Genomic DNA, 16732 nt, shown 5'->3' with positions numbered 1-16732 from the left:
GGCTAGCTGCTCACCCCCTGGCGGGCGTCCTCGATGAAGGCGTCGATGGCGCGCACGCTGCGGAAGTTGTCGGGGTCCAGGTCGGCGTCGCCGACGGCGAGCTGGAAGTGGTCCTCGACCCAGGCGATGAGCTTGAGCACGCCGAGGGAGTCGATGACGCCGTCGGAGAGCAGGTCGTGGTCGTCGGCAAGCTCGTGGACACCAAGGTCGGGCAGGAATTCCTCGATGACGAACTTCTTGATGGTGTCGTTGTGGCTCATGACGTCCTTCCTTGGACTGGGATCGGTTCGTGCGGTCGGCCGGGCGCGGCGCGTCCGGCCCGTCGGGTGGTGGCGGGGGGCCGTTGTGCGGCGGTGACCCGCCGCGCGGCGGGGGCGGGCGTGCCGGTCCGGTGCCGGGTGCCGCGGACGGTGGTCCGGGTGTCGCCGGCGCGGCCGGTCAGGTGGAGCAGGCCGTCGGCGTCGCGACGGACGAGGTCGCCGGTGCGGAACCAGGTGCGGCCGTCGTCGGCGCCCAGGGGGTGGGCGGTGAACGGGTCGCGGTGGCCGGTGCGGCCGAGGTAGCCGGGCGACTGGAAGGGGGTGGAGACGTACAGTTCGCCGGTGCCGGGGCCGTCGACGGGTGTGCCGTGGGCGCCGAGGACGAGGGTCCGCACGCCGGGCAGGGGCCGGCCGACGGGGACGGGCGGGAAGACGGTGGCGCCGGTGTCGATCTCGTGGACGAGGCTGGGGCTGGTCTCGGTGCAGCCGTAGAGGTTGTGCAGGCGTGCGCGGGGGAACAGGCGCGGCAGCGCGGCGACGGTGCGGTCGGGCAGGGCGCGGCCGGTGAGCACGGCGTGGCGGACGCTGTTCAGGGTGGTGCCGGTGGCGCGGGCGGCGTCGGTGAGCGGCCCGTAGAGCGGGGGGCGGGCGGCCACGACGTGGATGTCGTGGCGGGTGAGGAGTTCGAGCAGGCCGGTGGCGTCCGCGGCCCGGCCGGGTTCGGCGAGGACGACGGTGGCGCCGGCGGCGAGGGGGGTCCAGAGGTCGAGGAGGCCGGCGCCCGCGGCGAGGGGGCCTGTGCCGAGGACGGTGGTGCCGGGGCCGATGCCGAAGCGGCGGGCGGCCCAGGTGGTGAAGCGGTCCACGGCGGTGCGCGCGAGCGGCACGATCCTGGGCGGTGCGGTGGCGCCGGAGGTGGTGAACAGCAGGGCGGGCCGTTCGCCGTCCGGGTGGGGCAGGGCGCCGGCCGCCGACGGCGGAAGGCGGACGGGGACCGGTTCGCCGGCGGGGACCAGGACGCGGGCGCAGCCTGCCTGGGCGGCCAGGTCGGCGAGCCGGCCGGCCGGTGCCGGGGAGGGCAGCAGGAGGGGGCGTTCGGACAGCAGGCCGGCCAGGACGAGGGCGATCGCGGCGGGTGAGGTGCGGGCGAGGACGCCGATGGTGTCGTGGGGTGCGGTGCCGAGCACCGCGAGGCGTTCGCGTTCGCGGCCGGCCGCCTCGTACAGGGCGCGGTAGGTGGTGTGTTCGCCGCCGTGGATCAGGGCGGTGGCGTCGGGGCGGTGGCGCACCTGGGTGAGGAAGCCGGCGACGAGGCCGGCGGGGGCGTTCATCGCAGTTGGGCCCAGCCGCTTTTGACGGCGGGTCCGTTCGGGGTGCGGCAGGTGAAGCGCACCACGGTGCGGGCGTCGTCGGGCTGGAGGGTGATGTCGAGGGGGACGCCGGGTGCCACGGGGGCGGAGAAGCGGCCGCCGAGGGCGTGGATGCGGGTGATGTCGCCGTCGGCGTAGCGGTCGGCGATCTCCTCCAGGGCCAGGGCGACGACGCTCATGCCGTGGGCGATGACGGTGTCGAAGCCGGCGGCGCGGGCGGCTTCCGCGTCGAGGTGGATGGGGTTGAGGTCGCCGGAGGCGTGGGCGTAGGCGCGGATCGTTTCCTCGGTGAGGACGTGGCGGGCGGTGGCCGGCCCTCCGCCCGGGCCGGTGGGGCCGGGGGTGGCGGCCGGGGGGATGTCGCCGAACGGTTCGGTGCCTTTGGCGCCCAGGAGCAGGGCGTGGGTGGTGAGTTCGGCGAAGGCGGTGCCGTCGTCGCCGGTGAGGCGGCTGCGTACGGCGATGCGGGTGCCGCGGGCCTCGCGGCGGGCGCCGGTGACGTCGAGCTGGACGGTGACCTGTTCACGGGGCCGTACGGGCCGCTCCAGGCGGATGTCCTGGCCCAGGTGGACGACGGAGGTGGTCTCCTCCCCCGCGGTCAGCGCGCGCACGGCCTTGTCGGCGAGTGTGTGGGCGAGGACGAAGGTGTGCACGGGTGAGGCGTCGACGCTCGCCGCCGGCGCAAGGCCGGGGCGGACGGCGGTGCGGTAGGCGTGGATCTCGGCGGCGCTCGCGGTGCGCTGCGCGGTGCGGGCGAGGGCGGGGGTGGTCGTCATGCCGGCGCCACCACCAGCGCGGCGTTGTGGCCGCCGAAGCCGAACGAGTTCGACAGGGCGGGCCCGGAGGCGATGGGTCGGGGGCGGTGGTGGACCACGTCGATGTCCATTCCTGGCTCCAGGCGGTGGTGGTTGGCGGTGGGCGGTACCTCGCGCTCGCGCATGGCGAGGACGGCGGCGACGGCCTCGACGGCGCCGGCGGCGCCGATCAGGTGGCCGAGGACGCCCTTGGGTGCGGTGACCGGCGGGCAGGCGGTGCCGAACACCTTGGCCAGGGCGGCTGCTTCGGCCCGGTCGTTGTGGGGGGTGGAGGTGCCGTGGGCGTTGATGTGGGCGATGTCCGCGGGGGTGAGGCCGGCGTCGGCGAGGGCGGCGGTCATGGCGCCGGCGGCGCCGGAGCCGTCGGGCAGCGGCATCGACAGGTGGTGGGCGTCGCAGGTGGCGCCGTAGCCGGCGACCTCGGCGTAGGGGCGGGCGCCTCTGGCGCGGGCGTCGTCGGCGCGTTCGAGGACGACGAAGCCGGCGCCCTCCCCCATCACGAACCCGTCGCGGTCCGCGTCGAAGGGGCGGCTGGCCTGCTCGGGTTCGTCGTTGCGCAGGGAGACGGCGTTGAGGTTGCCGAACCCGGCCAGGGTGACGGGGGTGAGGGTGGACTCGCAGCCGCCGGCGATGACCACGTCGGCGCGGTGGGTCTGCAGCAGCAGCCGGGCCTGGCCGATGGCGTCGGCGCCGCTGGCGCAGGTGGTGGCGATGGTGGTGGCGGGGCCGGTCCAGGCGAGGCGCATGGCGATCTGGGCGGCGGCCGCGTTGGGCATCGTCATCAGCGGCATCAGCGGGTTGACGCGGTGCGGGCCGTGTTCGGAGAAGTGGGCGGACTCCAGGTCGCTGGTGGCCCGTCCGCCGACCGCGTTGCCCACCACGACGGCGGTGCGGTGCGGGTCGGGGGCGGGGGCGCCCGCGTCACGGTGGGCGGCGAGGGCGGCGGTGGTTCCGTACAGGGCGAACGGGTCCATCCGTCGGGCGTCCTTGGCTCCGACGAGGCCGACGTCGTCGAGTCCGCTGACGCGGCAGCCGATCCGTACCCGGTGGCGGTCGAGGTCGAGGTGGGTGAGGCGGGCGGCGGTGGAGCGGCCGGCGCGCAGCGCGGCCCACAGGGCGCCCGGGGTGCAGCCCGCCGGTGTGACCACGCCGATGCCGGTGATCACGACCGGGGGTGGGGTGGAGGTTGCCATGGTTGGTTTCCCGTTCCTGTGTGCCTTCGGTGTACGGGCCGGTCCGGTCAGGCCGGGAGGATGCCGCACTCGCGGGCGGAGGTGAGGAACGCCTGGGCCGCGAAGTCGATGTCGGCCTCGGTGTGGCGTGCGGTGACCGCGATCCGCAGGCGGGCGAGGTCGTTGGGGACGGCGGGGGTGACCACGGGCAGGCCGATGACGCCGTTCTTGCGGCAGGTGGTGGCCAGGTCGTAGGCGGCGTCGTCGGAGCCGGCGATGAGCGGCAGCACGGCGGTCTCGCTGTCCTGGGTACGCAGCCCCTCCGCGTTGATGATCTGCCGCAGGCGGGCGGACTGGTGCTGGATGTGGGCGACGCGTTCGGGTTCGCGCTGCAGGATGCGCAGCGACTCCAGCGCGGCGGCGGCCTGGGCGGGTCCAAGGGCGGCGGAGAACAGGAAGGGGCGTGCGGCGTAGCGAAGGTGGCCGATGAGTTCGGCGGGTCCGGCGACCCAGCCGCCCATGGAGGGGATGGCCTTGGAGAGGGTGCCGAGCTTGACGTCGACCCTGGCCTGCCAGTCGAAGTGCTCCTCGATGCCGCGGCCGGTCCTGCCGATGACGCCGAGGGCGTGGGCCTCGTCGACCATGAGGAGGGCGTTGTGCTCGTCGCAGACCTTGCGCAGTTCGGGCAGCGGGGCGATGTCGCCGTCCATGGAGTAGACGCTGTCGACGATGACGAGCCGCACCCCGTCGGGGCTCGCGGCGCGCAGCCGGCGCTCGAGGTGGTCGACGTCGTTGTGGCGGAAGCGGGTGACGGTGGCGCCGGACAGGCGGCAGCCGTCGACGATGGAGGCGTGGTCGTACTTGTCGATGAAGACGGTGTCGCCGGGGCCGACGAGGCCGCCGACGGTGCCGGTGTTGGCGGCGTAGCCGGAGCCGAAGACCATGGAGGACTCGCGGTCGGCGAACCGGGCGACCTCCGCCTCGAGTTCCTCGTGCAGGGGAATGGATCCGGCCAGGGCGCGCACGCCGTGGTTGCCGGTGCCGTAGAGGTCGACGGCGGCCTTGGCGGCGGCGACGACACGTTCGTCGCCGGCCAGGCCGAGGTAGCTGTAGCCGGACATCATCAGCAGCCGCCGGCCGTCGAGGTCGGCGTAGGCGCTGTCGCGTTCGACGGTGTAGGCGACGAAGCTGTTGCGGCGGTCGGGTTCCCATTCGAGTGCCTGGACGCGGCGCCGTGTTGCCGCCAGCTTCGGCTCGAGGCGTTCCCATCCTCCAGATGCGTTCACGTGCGTCTCCTCATCCACTTCTCGGTTGCTCCAGGCGCGCCGTCCTTTCTATGCGCCGGGCCGCAAGGCGGGCGCAACACGGTTTTTGACGTCGCAATTCCCGTGGTGGCGTGGGAAGTCGACCTTCAAGACGAATACCGGAGGCGCTGATTCCCAGTTATTCCCCCCGGTATGTTTTTGGCCACGGTTGAATGTGGCGACAATTGGCCGGTACGGTCGAATCCACGGGAAAGTGAGTACGAACAAAGATCTGGCTGCGAAGCCGGGGCGCGAATTCGCGGCCTCCCTTTCCTTAATCGCGCCCCCGCACGTGTGATGACCGCGTGCAGCCGAAGTCTTGGGGGACTCAGCGTTGCTGATCAGACTCGTAGGTCTTGTCACCATCGAACACGACGGGACGGCGCCCCAGCACCTGTCGAGCGCGCAGGCCCAAGTGGCCTTCGCTCGACTGATACTGGAGCGAACGTCGGGAACCAGCCGCGACCAGCTCGCGGACACCGTGTGGCCGGAAGGGCTGCCCGACACGTGGGCCTCCGCGCTGCGCAGTGTGGTGAGCCGGGTCCGCGCCTATGTCACCGGCCCGCTGCAGAAGCCGGGCGGGACGCCCCTGATCGCACAGAGCGGCCGGTACATACTGCGACTGCCGGACGACGCGGCGGTCGACCTGGAGGCGGCGGAGGCCGCCATGACGGAAGCCAGGACGGCCTTCGCGGACGGTGCGCACGCGGTGGCGCACCAGCTCGCGGCGGGCGCCGTGTCCAACCTGCGCGGCTCGTTCCTGCCGGCGCACGAAGGCGAGTGGGTCAACGCCGTTCGTGAGCGGGTCGACGAACTGCGCCTGATGTCACTGGAGCTGGCGAGCCTGTCCTCGTCGGCCCTGGGCGCGGAGCACCACGCGGTGCGCTACGCCGACGAGGCGGTACGGCGCGCGCCGTTCCGTGAGAGCGCGCACCGGTGCCGGATGACGGCGCACGCCGCCGCGGGCAACCGGGCGGACGCGCTGCGCGCCTACCAGCAGCTGCGGGAGGTCCTCGCGGACGAGCTGGGCATCGACCCGGCGGCCGAGACCCAGGCCGCCTATCTGGAGCTGCTGCGCGCCGAGCCCGCCGGCCCGCAACGCCGGGCCCCCGCGGGGCGGATGACGGCCGACGCGCTGGACCCGCTGCTGATGGGAGCGTTCGAGGCCCTGACCCCACCACCGGTGGCGCCGTTGCCGGCGCGCTGAAACCGCCACGACGCCGGGTGGCCCGGCACCTGCCAGGTGCCGGGCCACCCGGCGTCCGCGCGCGTGCGCGCCAACGGCGCGCGGCAAGGACCGCCGGCCCGCGGCCGGGTGTTGGGGCAGCCGGTGCGCCGCCGGGACGGAGCGCGCAGGGAAGCGGCCCGCGGCCCCCGGGTGAAGGGGGCGGCGGGCCGCGGGAGGCAGCGGGGCTCAGGTGATGGAGACGCCGCTGTCGATGCTGATCACCTGGCCCGTCATGCAGTCCTGGTCGAGGAACAGGGACGCGCTGCGGGCCACCTCCTCGACGGTCACGAAGCGCGGGATGGGGGCCTTGCCCTCCATGCCCTCGACGACGCGGTCGGGGAGGTCCTTGGTCATGCCGGTGATCATGAAGCCCGGGGAGAGGGCGTTGACGGTCACCCCGCGCCGGCCGCACTCGGCGGCCAGCGTGCGGGTGAAGCCGATCAGGCCCGCCTTGGAGGCGGAGTACGCCGTCTGTCCGGCGGTCGCGATCAGGCCCGAGGGCGAGACCACGTTGATGACACGGCCCCACCTCTGGCGCAGCATGTGCGGGACGGAGACGCGTGCGGTGTGGAACGAGCCGATCAGGTTGGTCCGGATGACCTGGGCCCAGTCGTCCGGGTTCTGCATCGCCATCAGCGCGTCCTTGCGGATCGCGCCGTTGTTGACGAGGACGTCGACGGGGCCGAGGCGCTCGCCGATCTCCCGGTACAGCGCGGTGACGGCGTCGTAGTCGCCGACGTCGCCGCTGACGAGGACCGAGTCGTTCGTGAGTTTGTCCTGCACGGCCCGGGCCGCGTCCTTCGAGCTGTTGTAGTGGACGGCGACCCTGCAGCCCAGCGCGTCCAGTTCGAGGGCCAGGGCCTGGCCGAGGCCTCCCGAGGCGCCGGTGACCAGGGCCACCGGCTGCTCGGGGCGGTTTCCGGTCTGTGGGCCCGTACTCATCGTTACCTCCGTGGATACTCCGCCCTTCACGGCGGAAGCGACTCCTGCCGGCGGGGCAGGGGAAAGTGATCCGCCGTCAGGGCCGGCCGTCGCGCGGGACCACCCCGCCGGCCGGCCGTGTGGCGTCAGGCGTGGTCCAGTGCCGGCCGGCCGGCGTTGACGGTGGTGGCGAGCTGGTACTCGCCCAGGTCGAAGCGGCGCGTCGCGCGGCGGAACCGCCACGTGTAGGTGGGCCAGATCGACGGGTTGCGGCCGTGCTCGTCCAGGTACCAGCTCTTGCAGTTCCCGGCGTTCCACACGGTGCCCTCGAGCCGGCCCTGCAGCCGCTCGTTCCACTGCTGCTGGGCCTCGGCGCGGACCTCGACACTGGCCAGGCCGCGCTTGTCCATGTGTCCCAGCGCGTCGATGACGTAGCCGATCTGCGCCTCGATCATCACGACCTGCGAGGAGTGCCCCAGCGTGGTGTTGGGGCCCAGCAGCAGGAACAGGTTCGGGAACCCGGCGACCGTGGTGCCGCGGTGCGCGGCCATGCCGCCCTCGCGCCACACGTCCCGCAGCAGCCTGCCGTCGCGGCCCGTGATCCGGCCGGCGACGGGCCGGTCGGTGGCCTTGAAGCCGGTGCCGAGGATGATCGTGTCGACCTCCCGCTCGGTGCCGTCCGAGGAGACGATCGACTTGGCCCGCACATGGTCGATGCCGTCGGTGACCAGGTCCACGTTGGGCTGCTGGATCGCCGGGTACCACGTGTTGGAGAACAGCAGGCGCTTGCACGCCATCACGTAGTCGGGCGTCAGTTTCGCCCGCAGCTCCTCGTCCGCGACGGACTTCGCCAGATGGTCGCTGGCCATCTTCTGCATCTTGCCCGCGACCTTGGGCCGCTTCATCACGAACGCCAGGACCTCACGGCCCCACATGTTGAAGTTGCGGCGGAAGCGCTGGTAGCCGGGCACGTTGTGCAGCAGCTTCGACTGCAGCGCGCTGGTCGGCTTGTCGTTCTTCGGCCCGATCCAGGCGGGGGTGCGCTGGTACAGGTCCAGCCGCCCCACCTCGGGCTGGATCTTCGGCACGAACTGGATCGCGGAGGCGCCGGTGCCGATGACGGCGACGTTGCGGCCCGCGAGGTCGTGTCCGTGGTCCCAGCGCGAGGAGTGGAACACCGTCCCCTCGAAGTCCTCCAGGCCGGCGATGGCGGGCACGGCCGGCTCGGAGAGGTAGCCGGTGCCCGACACCAGTACCTGGGCGGTGTAGTCACCCTGGGAGGTGCTCACGTGCCAGCGGCGGGCGGTCTCGTCCCAGCGGGCGGCGAGCAGTTCGTGACCGAAGCGGATGTAGGGGCGGACCCCGAACCGGTCGGCGACGTCCCGCAGGTACTCGTACAGCTCCGCCTGCTTGCCGAACGTGGACTTCCAGCCCGGGTTCTGCGCGAAGGAGAACGAGTACAGGTGCGACATCACGTCGCACGCCGCGCCCGGGTAGGAGTTGTCCCGCCAGGTGCCGCCGACCTCGTAGGCCCGCTCGAAGACGAGGAAGTCGTCGATGCCCTTCTGCAGCAGGCGCACCGCCATGCCCAGGCCGGAGAAGCCGCTGCCGATGACCGCGACGCGCAGATGCCGGGTGGGGCCGCCGCCCGTCGCCCGCCCGCCGGGCGAAGGACTCCCGTCGCTGCGCGCGGGTTCCAGAATGCTCGTCACGTGGGCCTCCTCTAGCGGCGCGCGATGGTGACGCGGAAGTTGTTGAAGAACTTGTCCTCGAGCGTGTACGCGAAGATGTCGAGGTAGCGCTCGAAGCGGGCCACGACCTCCTCGCCCTCCAGGGCGACGGCCTCGTCCCGGCGGGCGGCCAGCAGCTTCAGCCAGGCGCGGCAGGCGACGGCGAACGACTCGCGCTCGTTGACGATCTCGACCACGTCGAACAGGCCCTCTGCGGCCTGGGTGAGCTCGTGCAGGTGCGGGATGTGGCAGTTCTCGAACTCGGAGCGCTGGAGGAACTTCAGGTCGTCCAGCAGCTGCCGGTTCATCGGCAGCGCCTCCGCGGTCATGGTGTGCAGCACGAACCGGCCGCCGGGCTTGAGGGCCGCGCCGACCTTGTTGAAGAACACCCGGTACTTCTTGGTCCGCTCGCGCGGCGGGAGCGTGGAGGACACGAAGTGCTCCAGCGCGTTGATGCAGAACGCCGCGTCGTAGGGGTCGTCGGTCGTGTGGTCCTCCCACGACTCGACCCGGGTGGTGATGCGGGGGTTGTCCAGGCCGGCGATGAACGCCTCCTGGGTGCGGCTGAGCGTCAGGCCGACGGCCTGCTCGACGCCGTGGACGGTGGTGAGCCGGTTGAGCATGGTGCCCCAGCCGCAGCCCACGTCCAGCACCCGCCGGCTGCCGGCGGCGCCGGCGAGCTCGACGAACCGGTCGAGCTTGCGCTCCTGGGCCTCGTCGAGGGCCTCGGTGAGGCCCTCGCCCTCCTCCCAGTAGCCGCCCGAGTACATCATCGTCGGCCCCAGCAGGAGGCGGTAGAAGTCGTTGCTCACCTCGTAGTGGTGCCTGATCGCGTCGACCTCGGGGACCGACCTGTCAGCGACCGTCGTCATCTCTTCCTCAACTCCTGTCGGGGTGCGCGGCTGTCGGGGTCGAGGAAAGCGAAGTGCTCGCAACAGATGTGCAAGACGGCGGCGGGCCGGCGGTGTTGCGCCCCGCTTGCGCGGCTGCCGGTTCGATTCCTAGGCGTAACACCCCAAGCCTTGCGAGAGAGGACCGAACCCCATGTCGCTGCCCACCGTCGAAGAACTGGCGAGCCAGCTCGAGGCCGTCTCCGGCGCCCAGAAGGTCGACCCGGACCAGCCGCTCCAGCACATCGCCGACGTCGACTCGCTGGACCTGATGGAGTGGTTGTACGGGTTCCAGAACCAGTACCCGCACATCCCGGCCGACGAGTCGCTGTTCGCCGACATCGACGACACCACGACGCTGCGCGTCGTCCACGACCGGATCGTCCAGCTCGTGCCCGCCCAGGCCTGATCAGGGGAGAGTCCTGTGAACGGCTTCGACATCACCGGGTGGGGCATGGCCGTACCCGAACGCGTGGTCTCCAGCACGGAGCTCGCGCAGCGCTTCGGCGTCGACGAGAACTGGATCGTCAGCCGGTGCGGGATCCACGAACGGCGGGCCGTCGGGCCCGGCCAGACGACCGCCTCCCTTGCTGTCGAGGCCGGCCGGCGCGCACTGGACAAGGCGGGGCTGAGCGGCGGCGACATCGCCCATCTGATCGTCGCCACCGCCACCCCCGAACAGCCTTCACCGGCCACGTCCGCGTTCGTCCACCACGAACTGGGCATCGCCGGCAGCGCGCACGACGTCAACTCCGAATGCGCGGGCTTCGTCTACGGCCTCGTCCAGGCCATGGCACTGATCAAGATCGACCCGCGGCCGATCCTGCTGATCGGTTCCGACACCCACACCCTCACCGCCAACCCCGCCGACCGGGACCTGTCGATCCTCGTCGGCGACGGCGCGGGCGCGGTGGTGCTCCGGCCGGCCCCCTCGGACCCGGTGCTGGGCTGGAACCTGGGCGCCGACGGCAGCTGCGCCGGCAGCCTCAAGGTCCTGGCCGGCGGCAGCCGGATGCCGACCACGGAGGAGACCGTCCGCCAGGGGCTGCACTACGCACAGATCAACGGCAACGAGATCTACCTCAACGCCGTGCGCTACACCGTGCGCACGGTGCGGGAGACGCTGACCAGCGCCAAGGTCGAGGCGGCCGACGTCCGCCACGTCATCCCGCACCAGGCGAACATCCGGATCATCAACTCGATCCTCAGCCACACGGGCCTGCGGCCCGAGGCCCTGGTCACCAATCTGCACAAGTACGGGAACACGGCGTCCGCGTCGATCCCGATCGCCCTGACCGAGGCACTCGACGAAGGCCGCATCAACGACGGCGACCTGGTCCTGCTGGCCGGCTTCGGCGCGGGCATGACCTGGGGATCGGTCCTGCTGGAATGGGTCGGAGGACAGAAATGAACAACGCACTCTCGCGGCGCAAGGTACTGGGTGGCATCGCCGCAACGGTCGTGGGCTGGAGCGTCGCCAACCAGACGTGGGCGACGGCCGCCGAGGTCGACGCCGGCCACCACATCGACGTCAGACAAGTGCCCGCCCTGGACGGGACGCTGACCACGTCGGCGACCGACCTGGACGGATTCCGCCAGGACTTCGGGCGGCTGAAGCCGTCCGCGCCGTGGGCGGTCCTGCGTCCTGGTTCCGACCAGGACATCGTCAAGATGGTCAACTACGCCCGTGCCAACAACCTGAAGATCGCCGTCAACGGGCAGGGCGGCACCGGCGACGACATGGAGTCGCACTCCGTGTACGGCCAGGCGGCGGTGCCGCAGGGCGGCATATCCATCGACGCCCGCGCCATGTCGAAGATCCTCAGCATCAACGCGACCAACGCGGTCGTCCAGGCCGGTGTCACCTGGGGGCAGCTGACGGATGCCGCGCTGAAGGTGGGCAAGACACCGCCGGCGCTGCCCGACTACCTGCACCTGTCCATCGGCGGGACCGTCTCCATCGGCGGCATCGGCGGCACGGTGCAGAAGTTCGGCCTGCTGGCCGACACCGTCCACTCCATGGACGTCGTCACCGGCACCGGTGAGCTCGTCACCGTCTCCGCCTCGGCGCGGCCCGACCTGTTCCACTCGATCCTGTCCGGCGGCGGCCAGACCGCGATCATCCTGCGCGCCAAGGTGAAGCTCGCCCCCGCACCCCAGCGGTCGGTCGTCTTCAGCCTCTTCTACGACGACCTGGCGACCTACCTCGCCGACGGCGAGAAGGTCATGGCGGAGAACCGGTTCCACGTCCAGGCCGGCGAGATGCTGCGCCGCCCCGACGACTCCGGCTGGCGCTACAAGATGGAGGTCGCCGCCAACTACTCCGGCACCGCCGTCCCCGACCGGGCGGCCCTGCTGGCCGGACTGCGCGACAACCGGGCCCAGGCCGTCATCGAGGACGTCGCCTACCGGGACTACATGTTCCGGCTCGACGGCTACGAGGTCTACCTGAAGGAGACCGGCCACTGGTTCCAGCCCAAGCCGTGGCTGAGCCTGTTCCTGCCGGCGTCCAAGACCAAGGCGTTCATGGAGCTGGTGGAGCAGGAGCTGACCGCCTCCGACCTGGGCGGCGGGTTCCTGCTGTTCTACCCGTACTACACCCGCAAGATCACCCGGCCGCTGGCGGTGCAGCCAGGCGAGTCCGTCGGCTACCTGTTCGACCTGCTGCGGTTCCCCAACCCGGGCGACCCGAACATCTCGCAGATGCTCGAGCAGAACCGCCGTCTGTACGACAAGGCCGTGGCGATGGGCGCCAAGCGGTACCTGGTGGGTGCGATCCCCCGGATGACCACCGCCGACTGGAAGACCCACTTCGGCTACCGCTGGGAGGAGTTCTACAAGGCCAAGCGGCGCTACGACCCGGCGAACATCCTCACCCCCGGTCAGGGCTTCTTCGGCTGACGTGTCCGGCCGCGGGCCCCTGACCCGCACACCGACAGGAGAAGGTGCATGACAGGTTACGACCTGATCGACGAGGCGGTCCTCGACGCTCCGCCGGACGTCGTCTGGGACGCGCTGCTCGCCGAGTTCCGCGGCGGCGCGCAATGGTGGGTGCCGGCCAACACCTTCGCCGCCGTGTCCGGTTCACCGGACGAGGTGGGCGGCGAGGTCAAGGTGACGGTCCACACCAAGGGCGTCGACAAGGGCGGCCTGAAGCTGCGGTTCACCTCACGCACGACGGCTGTCGAGACGGGCAGGCGACTGTCGGTCGAGTACGTCGACGGGGTGTTCCGCGGGCCGAGCGACTTCCTGCTCGAACCGCTGGACGGCGGGCGCCGCACCCGGCTCGGTATGCACTTCCGGGGCCGTCCGCACGGCTGGCTGAAGGTGCTCGCCAAGGTCGCCGACATCGGCGCGGAGCACTCCAAGGCCACCAGCGCCGCGTTCACGGCCCTGAACGGCGTGCTGGCGAGGGAGAAGGAGGGGGCGCGATGACGACGACGGCGCCGCCCGCCACGGAGAGCGCACTCGTCACCGACGACGGCGCCCGCCTGGCGGTGAGCGTCCTCGCCCCGCTGGGCGCGCCGTCGGGCCGCACGGTCGTCCTCGCGCACGGCTGGGCCGCGGCCCGGCGGGTGTGGGGCACGGTCGCGGACCGGCTGATCCGCGACGGGCACCGGGTCGTGCTGTACGACCTGCGTGGTCACGGCGCCTCCACGTGCGGCCGGGAGCCGTTCTCGGTGCCCCGGCTGGGAGCGGACCTGGGCGCGGTCCTGGAGCATGTCGGGGCGCCCGGTGACACGATCGTCGTCGGGCACTCGGGCGGCGGGTTCGCGGCGATGACGTACGCCGTCTCGCCCGCGGCCCGGCTGGGCGGTCTGGTGCTGCTGGGCACCGCCGCGCACGACCAGGACACGCCCGACAGCGAAGTGAGGATGATGGGCAGCCCCTTGTTCTCGTGGGCGGTGCGACGGCCGGCGCTGGGCCGCCTGCTGCTGGGGCAGAACATGCTGGGCAAGCGGGCCGACGCCTGTGCCCGGGAGGTCAACCGGCAGATGTTCGCGGCCGCGTCGCCGCAGGTGCGGTCCGAGGCGTTCGCCTCCTCACGCGGGATGGACCTGCGCGGGCAGCTGGCCGCGCTCACCGTCCCTGCGGTGGTCCTGGCGGGCGGCGGCGACAAGGTCATCGCCCCGGCGCTGGGGCGGGCGGTGGCCGAGGCGCTGCCGGGCGCCCGGTTCGAGGAGATCGAGGGTGCCGGTCACATGCTGCCGCTGGAGGCCCCCGACGCGGTCGTGCGGGCGGTCGCGGAGGTGGCGGGGCGGGTGGGGTGACGAGGTCGCCTCTGCCCGCGCGCGGGCGCGAGCCACCGGACTTCCGGTGGCCTGCGCCCGCGTTTCGTGTTCAGGGGGCGTGGACGAGCACCTCGCCCCGTGGGCCGACGACAAGGCGACCGTCGAAGTGACCGCCCGTCAACTCCACGCCTTCAGGAGGTCTTCCGGTGTGAGGCTGAGGACGCCTTCGGCGGTGCAGCCGCTGCGTGCGACGGCCAGGAGAGGGGTGTCGTCGTCGGCACCCGGGAGTTGGGAGCGGTGAGCGATCAGACGGGCGAGATCCCGATGATCGAAGGGCTTTTTCTCCAGCCATTTGATCGACCCGGCGAGGGTGATCCTTTTGGCGATGGGCGAACGGTCGGCACCGATGATGTCGATTTCCGGGTCGTTGGTACGGGTCCAGTACCCGCCGACGGCGTCAGTGCCTTCGGGGAGCCGGTCGTCGGCAAGGCGCCAGAGGGCTTCACGGATGACTGGTTCGACGGCTCGCCCGCGCCAAGAGGTCCAACTGTCCCGGATCGAGGTGAGGACACGGTCACCGCGGCCACGTTCGACCGCTGAAATGCCCGGGCCGACGAAGGAGAGCCAGAAGCGTAGGTACGGGTCGTCGATCCGGTAGCGGGTCTCACGGCTGGGCCTGGTCGACAGAGGCAGGTCGGCGGCTACCATGCGCCGGCTGGTGAGCAGTTCGAGGGAACGTTTCACGGAGCCTGGGTTGAGGTCGCCGGCGGCCCGGCCGATCAGCGAGAAGGTGCGTTCGCCATGGCCGATGGCCCCAAGGACGGTCCGGGCTTGCGCCTCGGTGGGGAACTCGGCGGCAAGGGTGCGCTCGCCGCTGACGAGCAGGGCGGAGGTCGGCCTGCTCAGGGCGTCCTGAAGATAGCCCCAGAGGTCTGCGCCGTGTGGCCACTCCTCAAGAATGAGGGGCAGTCCTCCTGAGACGAGGTACGCGTCGAAGGCATCTGCCGGAGGAAGGTCCAGCATGGTGGCTACGTCGTGCGGGGTGAGCGGCGGGACGACCATTTCCGTGCCGCGTTGGTAGAAGGGGCGCCCATAGGTGTTGAGCTTCTCCATCATGGCCATGTCCGAGCCGATGAGGACGAGCAGTACGGGCAGCTTGGACAGGGTCCGATCGAAGGCCTTCTGCAGCGCGCCCTCGAAGCTCGGGTCCTCGGCAACGAGGTAGGGCATCTCGTCGAGAACCACGACACTCGGCGTGTCGGTCGGCAGTGCCGACGCCAGCAGACCGAAGGCCGCGTCCCAGGACCGCGGAGCGGCGAAGTCCCTGAATTGGTCGGCATTCGGAAGCTCTGAGGCGGCGACCTCGGCGGTGAAGCCCGCCAGGTCCTCCTCTCGGGAGCCTCCGACCGCGGTGAAGAAGACATGGGGAAGCCCGGCTCGCTCGAGGAACTCCTCGACCAGCCGGGATTTGCCGACCCGGCGGCGGCCGCGAATGAGTACCGCCCGCCCCGACCGTCCGCTTCGCCCGCCTGTCCGGACCGGGTTCAGCAGGTCGTCGAGGAGGCCCAGCTCGTGGCGACGCCCGATGAATCCGTTCACATCCACCTCACATACTTGCATCCATGCAACTTGCATCGATGCAAGTATGTCACCTCCGCGGGCGTGACAGCGTCTCTGGTGACCTCGGCCCTCTCTACGCTCCCCCGGCGGGGCGGGGCGGGGATGAGGCGGGTCAGCCGGGGCCCAGGACGACGGTCTGGGCGGGGGCGCCGGCGGGCATCTCCTGTTCGCCGGTGCGGCTGGTGCGGTACTCCTGCGGGCTCATGCCCCGTACCCGTTTGAACGCGGAGCTCAGCGCGAACGCGCTGCTGTAGCCGACGCGGTGGGCGACACCGGCCACCGTGGCGTCGGGTTCGCGCAGCAGGTCGGCTGCGAGGGTGAGCCGCCAGGTCGCCAGGTAGCTCATCGGCGGCTCCCCCACCACGGCGGTGAAGCGGCGGGCCAGGCCCGCGCGGGAGACGCCGACCTTGCGGGCGAGCAACTCCACCGTCCAGGGCTGGCCCGGGTTGTCGTGGAGCAGGCGCAGCGCGGGGCCGACGGTGTGGTCCGACTGGGCCCGGTACCAGGCGGGGGCGCCGGCGCCCGGTGCGGCGAGCCAGGCGCGCAGCACGCTGACGAACAGCAGGTCCAGCAGCCGGTCCAGGACCAGTTCCTGGCCGGGTTCGTCGCGGCTGATCTCGTCGGCGAGCAGGGCGACGAGCGCGTTGTCCTCGGGGCCGGCGGGCCGCACCAGCAGGGCGGGCAGCGCGTTCAGCAGCCGGCGGCCGACCTCGCTGGGCGCCTGGTAGGTGCCGCTGAGCATCACGGACGACCCCTGGCCGAGTGTGTCGCCCCAGGTGCGCACCCCCAGGGCCATGGTGTCGGTGACGTCCTCGCCTTCCGTGGTGTTGCAGCGCTGTTCGGGGCCGACGACGATCTGCACGCCGGTGCCCTGCTCGTCGGCGATGGTGTACGGGTCGGGGCCGCGGAGCACGGCGACGTCGCCGGGGCGCAGCAGCGCGGGCGTGGAGCGGTCGGGCAGGACCCAGGCGTCGCCGCGGACCATGGTGACCAGGGAGATGGGGGCGCGGTCCTCGACGCGCAGCGCCCATGGCGGGCTGAAGACCGATTTGATCAGGAAGGCGCCGCGGGCCTTGGGGCCTTCGAGCAGGCCGGTGAGAGCATCCATGTGTTCAACCCATCGGCTGGGGGTGAGGCGTGGGAGGCCTCGGGGGACGGAAAGGGTCGCGCCCGCCCTGCCGTGCGGGGGA

At 71.8% G+C, this 16732-nt stretch carries 16 protein-coding genes; 6 read left to right on the top strand and 10 right to left on the bottom strand.

Features of this window, described 5'->3' with window-relative positions; all coding sequences use genetic code 11:
- Positions 1 to 2: 2 nt before the first annotated feature.
- From ACIPJI_RS14870 to ACIPJI_RS14850, 5 genes are read right to left on the bottom strand one after another with little or no spacing between them, the layout of a single operon-like run.
- Positions 3 to 260, bottom strand: a complete 258-nt coding sequence (locus tag ACIPJI_RS14870) for a phosphopantetheine-binding protein (protein ID WP_159682266.1) — start codon at positions 258 to 260, stop codon at positions 3 to 5.
- Positions 257 to 1591, bottom strand: a complete 1335-nt coding sequence (locus ACIPJI_RS14865) for an AMP-binding protein (protein ID WP_356625473.1) — start codon at positions 1589 to 1591, stop codon at positions 257 to 259. The genes ACIPJI_RS14870 and ACIPJI_RS14865 overlap by 4 nt, the downstream gene beginning before the upstream one ends.
- On the bottom strand, positions 1588 to 2406 hold the full coding sequence (locus ACIPJI_RS14860; protein WP_402246530.1) for a MaoC family dehydratase: 819 nt from the start codon (positions 2404 to 2406) through the stop codon (positions 1588 to 1590). Before ACIPJI_RS14860 ends, ACIPJI_RS14865 begins: the two co-directional genes overlap by 4 nt.
- Positions 2403 to 3638: a beta-ketoacyl-[acyl-carrier-protein] synthase family protein gene (locus tag ACIPJI_RS14855; protein WP_356625477.1), complete on the bottom strand. Its 1236-nt coding sequence runs from the start codon at positions 3636 to 3638 to the stop codon at positions 2403 to 2405. The genes ACIPJI_RS14860 and ACIPJI_RS14855 overlap by 4 nt, the downstream gene beginning before the upstream one ends.
- Before the next feature lie 47 nt (positions 3639 to 3685).
- A complete protein-coding gene (locus ACIPJI_RS14850; protein ID WP_356625479.1) occupies positions 3686 to 4903 on the bottom strand; it encodes an aminotransferase class I/II-fold pyridoxal phosphate-dependent enzyme in 1218 nt (405 codons plus the stop codon).
- A 352-nt stretch (positions 4904 to 5255) separates the two neighbouring features.
- Between ACIPJI_RS14850 and ACIPJI_RS14845 the strand changes: the two genes are divergently transcribed.
- Positions 5256 to 6128 (top strand): BTAD domain-containing putative transcriptional regulator, encoded by an 873-nt coding sequence (locus ACIPJI_RS14845; RefSeq protein WP_307711079.1) that lies wholly within the window; start codon positions 5256 to 5258, stop codon positions 6126 to 6128.
- 207 nt (positions 6129 to 6335) lie between these two features.
- Here the strand turns inward: ACIPJI_RS14845 and ACIPJI_RS14840 are convergent, their stop codons facing one another.
- The 3 genes from ACIPJI_RS14840 to ACIPJI_RS14830 form a co-directional block, all read right to left on the bottom strand.
- A complete protein-coding gene (locus ACIPJI_RS14840; protein WP_402246528.1) occupies positions 6336 to 7091 on the bottom strand; it encodes an SDR family NAD(P)-dependent oxidoreductase in 756 nt (251 codons plus the stop codon).
- Between the two features lie 125 nt (positions 7092 to 7216).
- A complete protein-coding gene (locus ACIPJI_RS14835) occupies positions 7217 to 8782 on the bottom strand; it encodes an NAD(P)/FAD-dependent oxidoreductase (protein ID WP_307711077.1) in 1566 nt (521 codons plus the stop codon).
- Positions 8783 to 8793: 11 nt separating this feature from the next.
- Positions 8794 to 9672 carry a class I SAM-dependent methyltransferase gene (locus ACIPJI_RS14830; protein ID WP_159682277.1) on the bottom strand — a complete coding sequence of 293 codons (879 nt, stop codon included), beginning with the start codon at positions 9670 to 9672 and terminating at the stop codon, positions 8794 to 8796.
- A 172-nt stretch (positions 9673 to 9844) separates the two neighbouring features.
- On the opposite strand from ACIPJI_RS14830, the gene ACIPJI_RS14825 reads away from it, so the two are divergent.
- The 5 genes from ACIPJI_RS14825 to ACIPJI_RS14805 are packed head-to-tail and all read left to right on the top strand — an operon-like array spanning position 9845 to position 13961.
- Positions 9845 to 10099 (top strand): hypothetical protein, encoded by a 255-nt coding sequence (locus tag ACIPJI_RS14825; protein ID WP_005321911.1) that lies wholly within the window; start codon positions 9845 to 9847, stop codon positions 10097 to 10099.
- A 15-nt stretch (positions 10100 to 10114) separates the two neighbouring features.
- Positions 10115 to 11101, top strand: a complete 987-nt coding sequence (locus tag ACIPJI_RS14820; RefSeq protein ID WP_005321909.1) for a 3-oxoacyl-ACP synthase III family protein — start codon at positions 10115 to 10117, stop codon at positions 11099 to 11101.
- Positions 11098 to 12591 (top strand): FAD-binding protein, encoded by a 1494-nt coding sequence (locus tag ACIPJI_RS14815; protein WP_356624053.1) that lies wholly within the window; start codon positions 11098 to 11100, stop codon positions 12589 to 12591. The genes ACIPJI_RS14820 and ACIPJI_RS14815 overlap by 4 nt, the downstream gene beginning before the upstream one ends.
- 48 nt (positions 12592 to 12639) lie before the next feature.
- On the top strand, positions 12640 to 13125 hold the full coding sequence (locus tag ACIPJI_RS14810) for an SRPBCC family protein (protein WP_307711073.1): 486 nt from the start codon (positions 12640 to 12642) through the stop codon (positions 13123 to 13125).
- Positions 13122 to 13961: an alpha/beta hydrolase gene (locus ACIPJI_RS14805; protein WP_356624055.1), complete on the top strand. Its 840-nt coding sequence runs from the start codon at positions 13122 to 13124 to the stop codon at positions 13959 to 13961. Before ACIPJI_RS14810 ends, ACIPJI_RS14805 begins: the two co-directional genes overlap by 4 nt.
- 138 nt (positions 13962 to 14099) lie before the next feature.
- Here the strand turns inward: ACIPJI_RS14805 and ACIPJI_RS14800 are convergent, their stop codons facing one another.
- Together ACIPJI_RS14800 and ACIPJI_RS14795 are read right to left on the bottom strand one after the other, a co-directional pair.
- Positions 14100 to 15521 (bottom strand): ATP-binding protein, encoded by a 1422-nt coding sequence (locus tag ACIPJI_RS14800; protein ID WP_402246617.1) that lies wholly within the window; start codon positions 15519 to 15521, stop codon positions 14100 to 14102.
- A 133-nt stretch (positions 15522 to 15654) separates the two neighbouring features.
- The gene (locus tag ACIPJI_RS14795; protein ID WP_307711071.1) at positions 15655 to 16650 is read right to left on the bottom strand and encodes an AraC family transcriptional regulator; all 996 of its coding nucleotides are present in this window, start codon (positions 16648 to 16650) and stop codon (positions 15655 to 15657) included.
- Positions 16651 to 16732 lie beyond the last annotated feature (82 nt).

Origin of the sequence: Streptomyces sp. NPDC086835, assembly GCF_044745705.1 — a bacterium.
Lineage (GTDB): Bacteria > Actinomycetota > Actinomycetes > Streptomycetales > Streptomycetaceae > Streptomyces.
This window is presented reverse-complemented; position numbering and strand designations above follow the sequence as displayed.

Bases quoted from the DNA above. Each gene is read 5' to 3' on its own strand.
- ACIPJI_RS14795 (WP_307711071.1), bottom strand. From the start codon at position 16,650: ATGGATGCTCTCACCGGCCTGCTCGAAGGCCCCAAGGCCCGCGGCGCC.
- ACIPJI_RS14810 (WP_307711073.1), top strand. From the start codon at position 12,640: ATGACAGGTTACGACCTGATCGACGAGGCGGTCCTCGACGCTCCGCCG.
- ACIPJI_RS14805 (WP_356624055.1), top strand. From the start codon at position 13,122: ATGACGACGACGGCGCCGCCCGCCACGGAGAGCGCACTCGTCACCGAC.
- ACIPJI_RS14860 (WP_402246530.1), bottom strand. From the start codon at position 2,406: ATGACGACCACCCCCGCCCTCGCCCGCACCGCGCAGCGCACCGCGAGC.
- ACIPJI_RS14825 (WP_005321911.1), top strand. From the start codon at position 9,845: ATGTCGCTGCCCACCGTCGAAGAACTGGCGAGCCAGCTCGAGGCCGTC.
- ACIPJI_RS14865 (WP_356625473.1), bottom strand. From the start codon at position 1,591: ATGAACGCCCCCGCCGGCCTCGTCGCCGGCTTCCTCACCCAGGTGCGC.
- ACIPJI_RS14840 (WP_402246528.1), bottom strand. From the start codon at position 7,091: ATGAGTACGGGCCCACAGACCGGAAACCGCCCCGAGCAGCCGGTGGCC.
- ACIPJI_RS14815 (WP_356624053.1), top strand. From the start codon at position 11,098: ATGAACAACGCACTCTCGCGGCGCAAGGTACTGGGTGGCATCGCCGCA.
- ACIPJI_RS14830 (WP_159682277.1), bottom strand. From the start codon at position 9,672: ATGACGACGGTCGCTGACAGGTCGGTCCCCGAGGTCGACGCGATCAGG.
- ACIPJI_RS14855 (WP_356625477.1), bottom strand. From the start codon at position 3,638: ATGGCAACCTCCACCCCACCCCCGGTCGTGATCACCGGCATCGGCGTG.
- ACIPJI_RS14870 (WP_159682266.1), bottom strand. From the start codon at position 260: ATGAGCCACAACGACACCATCAAGAAGTTCGTCATCGAGGAATTCCTG.